The sequence below is a fragment of the Acinetobacter sp. BMW17 genome (assembly GCF_001592855.1).
In the GTDB taxonomy this organism is placed as follows: domain Bacteria; phylum Pseudomonadota; class Gammaproteobacteria; order Pseudomonadales; family Moraxellaceae; genus Acinetobacter; species Acinetobacter johnsonii.
The window spans coordinates 1-8,637 of the sequence record NZ_LSOD01000042.1 but is presented as its reverse complement, the minus strand read 5'-3'; the positions used below and the strand labels follow the sequence as shown (position 1 = coordinate 8,637).

At 38.2% G+C, this 8,637-nt stretch carries 6 protein-coding genes and 1 pseudogene; 5 read left to right on the top strand and 2 right to left on the bottom strand.

Annotated features, from left to right (window positions below; genetic code table 11):
- Nucleotides 1-101 precede the first annotated feature (101 nt).
- Nucleotides 102-1,364 (top strand): annotated as a pseudogene (locus tag AXW61_RS13725) (TonB-dependent receptor); the annotation flags it as partial.
- A 122-nt stretch (nucleotides 1,365-1,486) separates the two neighbouring features.
- Here AXW61_RS13725 and AXW61_RS13720 read toward each other — a convergent pair.
- Nucleotides 1,487-2,749 carry a sensor domain-containing diguanylate cyclase gene (locus tag AXW61_RS13720; protein ID WP_062034748.1) on the bottom strand — a complete coding sequence of 421 codons (1,263 nt, stop codon included), beginning with the start codon at nucleotides 2,747-2,749 and terminating at the stop codon, nucleotides 1,487-1,489.
- A 519-nt stretch (nucleotides 2,750-3,268) separates the two neighbouring features.
- Between AXW61_RS13720 and AXW61_RS13715 the strand changes: the two genes are divergently transcribed.
- Both AXW61_RS13715 and dusB read left to right on the top strand, forming a co-directional pair.
- Nucleotides 3,269-3,775, top strand: coding sequence for a cytochrome b/b6 domain-containing protein (locus tag AXW61_RS13715; protein ID WP_062034747.1), 507 nt, complete (start codon nucleotides 3,269-3,271; stop codon nucleotides 3,773-3,775).
- 150 nt (nucleotides 3,776-3,925) lie between these two features.
- Nucleotides 3,926-4,951: a tRNA dihydrouridine synthase DusB gene (dusB, locus tag AXW61_RS13710; protein WP_062034746.1), complete on the top strand. Its 1,026-nt coding sequence runs from the start codon at nucleotides 3,926-3,928 to the stop codon at nucleotides 4,949-4,951.
- 40 nt (nucleotides 4,952-4,991) lie between these two features.
- Here dusB and AXW61_RS13705 read toward each other — a convergent pair whose 3' ends face one another.
- Nucleotides 4,992-6,044, bottom strand: coding sequence for a nitronate monooxygenase (locus tag AXW61_RS13705; protein WP_062034745.1), 1,053 nt, complete (start codon nucleotides 6,042-6,044; stop codon nucleotides 4,992-4,994).
- Between the two features lie 206 nt (nucleotides 6,045-6,250).
- On the opposite strand from AXW61_RS13705, the gene AXW61_RS13700 reads away from it, so the two are divergent.
- Entirely contained in the window at nucleotides 6,251-7,513 is a 1,263-nt protein-coding gene (locus tag AXW61_RS13700) for a putative DNA modification/repair radical SAM protein (protein WP_062034744.1), read from the top strand.
- 1 nt (nucleotide 7,514) lies between these two features.
- A complete protein-coding gene (locus tag AXW61_RS13695) occupies nucleotides 7,515-8,291 on the top strand; it encodes a TIGR03915 family putative DNA repair protein (RefSeq protein WP_062034743.1) in 777 nt (258 codons plus the stop codon).
- The last annotated feature ends 346 nt before the right edge of the window (nucleotides 8,292-8,637 follow it).

Here is an 8,637-nt window from a genome sequence, read left to right as displayed (position 1 = left end):
AGCTCGAAAATCATTTTAAAGCCTTTGATTTGACTTTCTTTTACCTTAATAACGGATTCGTTTAACGCCAGCATACTTTTTGAAACACCACCCATAATTTTAATGACAGATGGAAGGCTAAACTTTCATTCAGTCGACAGGATCTGGATGCATTTGCTAAAACATCATATGCATACAATGGAAATTTAAACAAAGATGGCACGGGTTTAAGTTATTCACATTGGGCATCTGAAGGGGATTTGAATCAAAATACATATGATTTAACAGTCAATGGACTATTCGACTTATTTAACCGAGAACATCAAGTGGTCTTTGGTTTTAATGGTTGGGATAGAGAAGCAAATGAATATGGACTCACTTACCCTACTTACTCAGCAGGAAATACAATTAATGATATTGAACATTTCTACGGAAATGCATCTCCTGATTTCAAACCAGAAAGAACGGGTGTAGACAAAACAACAGACACCAAAATGTTTGGAACTTTTATTAATACACGATGGAACCTCGCAGACCAGTTCAAGATTTTCACTGGTGGACGTATATCTGACTGGGAGACTAAAACCCATAACTTCAATCAAGGCCAACTCATCAGTACAACTTCAAAGCAAAAGCAATCTAGTATTTTTGTGCCTTATGTAGCTGCTACGTATAACGTTTTTCCAACTAGCACTATTTATGCAAGTTATACCGAAATCTTTAAACCACAGTCGAGTTTAGATGCCAATGATAATTTCTTGGATCCTGTTACGGGCAGTAATACAGAGCTAGGTTTAAAAAACAGTTTCTTTGATGATCGGCTAGACGTCAATGCGGCAGTTTTCTATGCTCAAAAAGACAATGTCGCTGAACAAATCGCTGGGACTGGATTAAATGGCATTGAAGCGCGTTATAGAGCTGTGAAAGGTGCTAAAACGAAAGGCTTTGAAGTTGAAGCATTAGGTCAACTTACGGATGCATGGACGCTTACATTTGGATATGCATACAATGACACAGAGGATGCGAAAGGCGAACAAATTAATACCGCAAATCCAAAGCAGACAGCTAAATTCAATACAAACTACCAGTTTAGTGGTGATCTTTCTGGATTGAGAGTTGGCGGGAGTCTAAATTGGTATGGTTCAAGCTATGATTATATCAATATGGGAACACGAGCTCAGCCTAACCTAATAAAAGCGGAACAAAAAGATTATGTTGTAGCAAGTTTGTATGGTGCTTATGATCTTAATGAGAAAACCCGTGTGTCGCTAAATATTAATAATTTATTTGATGAGCAGTACTACACCCGCATCATTGCAAACTACAAAACTGGCTATATGGGAGACGGTAGGTCTGCTGTAGTTGCGTTAAATTATAAATTTTAAAATGTATGAAGACGCATTTTTTAATCAAGGTTAGAAAATGCGACTTTTTAGTATCTAGATTTTTAATATCGAGTTTAGAAAATTTTAACTGGGGTAACTTATCGCTTTAAATAGATTTTAGCTTAAGGTACTGAGTGTGGAAATATACAGTTACGTCCATTTGCTTTAGCAAGATATAATTGCTCGTCTGCTCTTCGTAGAACACTTGTTTTAAGCTCTTTCCTTTTCCAAGTCACTACTCCAAAGGACATAGTTACTTCTTCAATCATCGGAAACTTACAAGATTCAATGACTGTGCGTAGTCGATCAGCCATTTTCAAAGCTGAATCTAGTTTGATACTTGGTAATACGATTAATATTTCGTCTCCTCCCCAACGAATGAGAGTGTCCTTGCTACGCAAATTTTTGGAGAGCTCATGCATGACTTGTTGTAAGACCTTATCTCCTAATGCATGACCATGAGTATCATTAATGGTTTTAAAGTAATCGATATCAGCCAATAACACGCAGCAAGAGTTATCTTCATTGCACATGTCTTTTTGAATGGTATCTAGAAGATGTTCACCATAGCGACGATTAAAAATGCTCGTCAAACTGTCGTAATTGGCCCACTCTTCAAGTTGACTCTTGATCTCGATATGATGATTAATATTTCTACCGATACTCACATTGTGTGTAATTGTGCCATTACGGTCTTTTAGAGGGGATGAAACGAGCTCTAAGAAATGCTTTTCATATACGTGGTCTTTATTTTCAATATTCTGATTTTTTATTTTTTGTAGTTCTATCAGCTTTTGATCATGTGGATATAATTTTGTGATAGGTTCATCTTTTAAATCTGCTAGGGTGTAGCCAGAGAGTTCCTCTGCGGCATGATTCATAAATTTAATTTTAGTTTGATCATCCGTGATCACTATCGTATCGGGTGTTGTATTGATCGCTGCAACCAGCATCGCTTGATATTTAAGACTTTCGTTTTTTTCCGTGATATCTCGTTGAACGGATACAAAATGGGTGATTTTACCTGTCTCATTTTTAATCGGGGAGATGTTCCACTCTACATCGTACGGTGTTTTATCTTTGCGATAATTAATCGTATTGTTATGGAAAAATAGTCCTTGAGATATGCAATCTTTTAATTCCTGAATCACGGTTAGATCTGTCTCAGGCCCTTGCAAGATACGAGGCGATTGTCCAATTAACTCTTCTTCGCTATAACCTGTCATTTCACAAAATGCCGGATTGCAGAAAAGGATGTGTGGGCCATTGTTCTCAAAGCATGCATCTGTAATGACGATCGCATTAAATGATTGCTGAATAGCCATAGCCATTAAACTATTTAATTCAGTCGCTGTTAATTTTTTGTGTTCAGAATATTGAGGCATATTGGAGTGAATCACTATGTTTCTTTATTGTTTTCCCTGTTCTTATTAATATCATAAATTAGACTTTAAATTAATGAATAATGCTGGTTTATGATTTATACAATATAATCAATAACCTATAAAATTAATTATATTGTGACGTTTGTCATGTAGTGGAAGATTCAATTATCGATGAATTTATGAACGCTCTAAAAGATATTAGGGCTATTGCTACGGATATAATAATAAATTAAAGATAGCAGAATATTGTGATCAGAAAAGTTGATGTAGCACAAATGTTCAACCAGAAATTTACAAAGGATGTAAGGAATATCTGAAGAGATAAAGGATGTTATGCTTAAAAACACTTAAATTTACAATAAGTTGGAAATGGCGGATAGGCAGGTAACTGATTTTTAAAGTTTAAGTAAAGCCTAGCCTGAATAAAAAAGCTGAGCATTCTATTTTTCTTTACATTTTTCGTTTAAGCTTTTTTTAACAGATCCGTTTTATAAAAATATTTAAAACTTAGGAAAAGCGATGAAGAATAACTATCCAAAACCTATAATAATCATGCATTGGATTACCTTTGTTTTAGTCGGACTGGTGTATCTGACTGCAGGTGATCCCACAATAACAGACTGGAAAGGCCAGATTCATGTTGCAGGCGGGATTTTAATATTTATTTTATTTTTCTTAAGATTGAGTTTTATTTTTCTGTATAGAAAAAGTATTCCTAAAACTGAAATAATTAATTCTTACCAGATAATGTTATTTAAAATGGTCAGATTTTTCCTTTACTTAAGCCTATGTATTGTTCCAATTGTGGGTTGGATGACATTATCGAGTTTTACTGATAATTTCCAAGTTTTATCGTTAAGTTTACCGCTTTTGAGCACTGTTTGGGGGAGTGACTATATTGCAGATGCGCATCAATTTTTAGGGAATCTCTTTATTGCACTCGTGGGTTTACATGCCAGTGCGGCATTGATTCACCACTTCATTTTCAAAGATAATGTCTTAAAAAGTATGCTTTTTAAAAAATGATGTGATTTAGAGGCTATCATATGGTTGCCTTTTAGATTCGTCTGGCTTTTTTATATTATGAGTATTTCATAGTCACAGAACACATGATAAAAGATGAGCCGAAAGATCAGATGCAGTATACTGTGCCGGTCGAAAAAGTGATGAATTCATATGTATATTGGTCCGTATCAACTGTCAAATAATTTGATTGTGGCTCCGATGGCAGGCGTAACTGACCGTCCATTTAGGTCTCTGTGCAAATACTTTGGTGCAGGGCATGCTGTCAGTGAAATGATGACATCAGACCAAACGTTACGGATGAGTAAAAAAAGCTTATATCGTGCTAATTTTGATGGTGAATTGGCGCCTATTTCAGCACAAATTGCAGGATCAGATCCCAAAGAGTTAGCGGAAGCTGCACGATATCAGGTCTCAAATGGTGCTCAAATTGTGGACATTAATATGGGGTGTCCTGCCAAGAAAGTCTGTAATAAGCTGGCGGGTTCCGCACTTTTAAAAGATGAAGACTTGGTGGCTCGAATATTGGATCAAGTTGTGGCTGCAGTTGATGTACCTGTAACACTTAAAACTCGTTTGGGTTTTTTGAATGGTCATGAAAATATCTTGCATGTAGCGAAACGTGCGGAAGAGGCGGGTATTGCTGCGTTGGCGTTGCATGGGCGTACTCGTGAAGACATGTATTTGAACACGGCTCGTTATGATTTAATTAAAGAGGTTAAACAACTCATTCGTATACCAGTGGTTGCCAATGGGGATATTGATAGTCCAGAAAAAGCCAAATATGTACTCGATTATACCGGTGCAGATGCAATTATGATTGGTCGCGCTGCGCAAGGGCGTCCATGGATTTTTCGTGAAATCGCACATTATTTGGAGACAGGTGAACATTTGGCTGCACCAAGTATTCAAGAAGTAAAAGAAGTTCTACTTGGACATCTTGCTGAACTGTACACATTTTACGGGGAATATTCCGGCTGCCGAATTGCACGTAAACATATTGCTTGGTACACCAAAGGTTTACGTTCAAGTAATGAGTTTCGCCAGAACATGTACAAAGTGGAAAGTACAACTGAACAATTTAAAGTGGTCGCGGACTACTTTAACCAATTACTTATTCATGGTGAAACCATGAATGACGTACAAGTTGAACAGGTCAATTTATTGGAAACCAAATAAATAAAGCTCCACGTATGGAGCTTTGAGTGAATAATGAGACTTAATAACTGACTTGTTGCATTTCAACCAACAGTTGGTTAATTAAGTCAGGTGCTTCCATGGCACGAATTTGAGAAACATTAGTGCCTGCCCAAAATGCACCAAAGCTTTGATCGCCTTGTTTACTTGCTGCGGCATGTAATTGTTTTCCAAGGTCATAACAGTACGGATAAGCAGCAACAGCAGGGCGGTTCGGCAGATCAATCTGGGTATGCCAGTGACCGAGTAAACCGCGAGCAGGGCGACCTGAAATACTGGCACTTATTTGTGTGATGTGCTCATGGAAAAGTGCATGACGGTAGGCATCATTGGCATTTGATGTTTTGCATTGTACGAAAGCTGTCCCCAACTGTACCGCACTCGCGCCGAGGCTTAACATCTGCTGAGCCTGTGTACCATTCATAATGCCACCCGCAGCAATAATCGGGCACCGACAGTGCTGCGTCAGTAATTGTACGAGGTCGACCGTACGTATTGCACTATCAAAATGTTCATTAAAAATCCCGCGGTGTCCACCTGCTTCTATGCCTTGAGCAATAATAAAATCAATTCCTGCTGCTTCAATGGTCTGTGCTTCCGCTAAGTTGGTTGCAGAAACCATGGTTAAAATGCCAGCGTCTTTTAGCGCCTGTATTTGGTGCAGATGCGGAATACCGAAGTGAAAACTGACAGCTTTAGGGCAAGTTTCAAGTACAACATTTAAAAAGTCATCATTGTCCAAAAAGCTAGGATAAATACCGTGCAGTTGAGTAGGTGGTTCTGTATCGTATTGTTCAAAATGAGGTCTTACAAAATCAATCCATGTTTGTGCGACAGTTGGATCAAGTTCAACGCTTTGATGACAGAAAAAATTAACTTGAAAAGGTTGTTCAGTTAGTGCTTGGGTTTTTAAAATTTGAGTACGTGCGGCCTCTGCTGTGTTTGCGCCTAATCCAAGTGAGCCTAGCCCGCCTTGATTTGAAACCTCCGCCGCAAGCTCTGGTGTAGAAACACCAGCCATCGGTGCAAGGAAGATAGGATGTTTAATTTCAAGACGTTCTAATAATAAAGACATGTACTTGCTCCTTTTACATATAGACACTTTGCCCAAGCACTGCAAAATTGGCAAATAATATTCAGTATTTTCTCGAAAAATATCTAAAGCAATCACGTTTATTTTTCGGTTTTTAGCGACAAGCCATGTCGTTGGGTAGGTGTATTGGCAATGCTTTTAGTCTGAAATTTTTTATACTTTTATTTTAGATTTTACCGAGGATCGTCATGACCGATCGTATCCGTGAAAAGCTACTGATTCTAGCTGATGCAGCTAAATATGACGTGTCCTGTTCGTCCAGTGGTAGCAATCGTAAAAACAACAATCAAGGTTTGGGAAATACAGGAAACGGTATCTGTCATAGTTATACAGAAGATGGTCGTTGTGTTTCATTACTTAAAATTCTATTTTCAAATGTCTGTATTTTTGATTGTTCGTACTGTGTTTCTAGACGCTCTAACGATGTCAAGCGAGCCGCTTTTACTGTACAAGAAGTGGTGGATTTAACCATCAACTTTTACCGCCGCAATTATATTGAAGGTTTATTTCTCAGTTCAGGTATTTTTAAATCAGCTGATTTCACGATGGAGCGAATGCTACAAGTGGTGAAAAAGTTACGCCTTGAAGAGAACTTTAATGGTTATATTCACCTAAAAACGATACCAGGTGCCTCCCAAGAAATTATTACCGAGGCGGGCTTATATGTAGACCGCATGAGTATTAACTTGGAAATGCCAACGGAAGTTGGTTTAAAACAGTTTGCACCTGAGAAATCACATGCAGAAGTACAAAAGGACTTAGGCATTGTACGCGATCGCTTAATTCAGTTGACGGATGAGCGGCGTGTGATTCAGCATGTGCCGAAGTTTGTACCCGCGGGACAAACCACCCAAATGGTGGTGGGCGCACATCAAGAAACAGACAAAGATATTATTTTAATGGCAGATCATCATTACAAAGTGTATCAGCTCAAACGAGTGTATTTTTCAGGCTATATTCCAATCAATGAGCAGGAAAAAATGCTTCCTGTTGTGGGTTCTGCTCCGCCATTATTAAGAGAAAATCGGCTGTACCAGTCGGATTGGCTCATGCGTTTCTATGGTTTTGATGCGCAGGAAATTGTGAATGATCAGCATCCGAATTTAGATTTGGACATCGACCCGAAGCTAAGTTGGGCATTACGTAACCCTGAGCATTTTCCTGTTGATATTCAACATGCAGACTATCGTATGATTTTACGTGTTCCGGGTATAGGTGTTCAATCGGCTAAAAAAATTGTGCAAGCTCGTCGTTTTGGGCAAATTCATATCGATCAACTAAAGCGTATGGGCATTGCTTACAATCGGGCACAGCATTTTATTCGCTGTGCAGATACGCCAAAGTTTAAAAAAGAACAACAACAAGCGAACCAGATTCGGCAGCATATTTTGCAATCGGGGCAACCCAAATATCAAAAACAGCTTTCGCCTCAACTGGGCTTCGGTTTTTAGTATGTCGATATATCGTTTTGATCGAACCATGACTGGACTACTGAGTTGTGTATATAGAAGCTTTCAGTTTAAAGATTTTGACGTCAAGCTTGCATCTAACAATTCCCAAGCCAGCTTGTTTGATGAGTGTATTGAGGTTGCTTCAAATGACGAACACGCAGAGCGAGTTTGGCGAGGGTTAAAGCAAAAAATTACGGCTGAAAGTCTACGATCTTTTTATTATTGCTTTCTGTCTGAGCAGGAACAGGCACATCAACATCTTTTTAATTTCTGTATCTATGTATTTAAAAATACACATGCGGTAGATCGTAACTATGCGCATACGGATGTATTGGCTGTTTCGCACTGGGCCAAACAAGTGGGCAGGGAAAAGCATCGTATGGAAGCTTTTGTTCGCTTTAAAAAATGTAAGGATGGATTGTTTTTAAGTCTGGTACAGCCAGATTTTAATGTTTTACCGTTGATAGAACGGCATTTTAGAAACCGATATCAAGATCAAAGATGGTTGATTTATGATGAAAGAATAAATTTTGGAATTTATTATGATTTGACAGCTGTGCATCAGGTAGAAATGGATGTAGATCAAATTGATCATGCACACAAAGTCGGACACAGTCAGTCCTTTAGTGTTGAATTAGATGATGATGAGCTGCTGTATGACCAGTTATGGAAAGATTATTTTAAAAGTATCAACATCGAGGCAAGAGCAAATATCAAACTACATGTGCAATATGTTCCTAAACGCTATTGGCGTTATATGAATGAAAAAACAATCTAGCGAGATGTAAGCAGGGAGTTGGTTCATCATTTCTATGACGTTTTGGGCGCTATGATGAAGAAGAACAGACGTTAAACAATTCATACTAATTCGAGGCTAAGCTCTCTCACCTGTAGACTTGAAGCGCAACCATCAGTAATAGTGCATCTGAGTAGTGGCTCAGAGAAAATGTGCAAGCTTAAAGTAGATGATGAAAGATGCTTCAAATAGTAAAAAGCCCATCCAATCCATGGGCTTTTTGAATTTTAAATATGTCCCGTCCTGAAATAAGTTTACACCTTTAAGAGGCTTATTTTATGGAACATGAACGAGAACAAAGAGTTAAGCGTACACAAGGTGATTATAG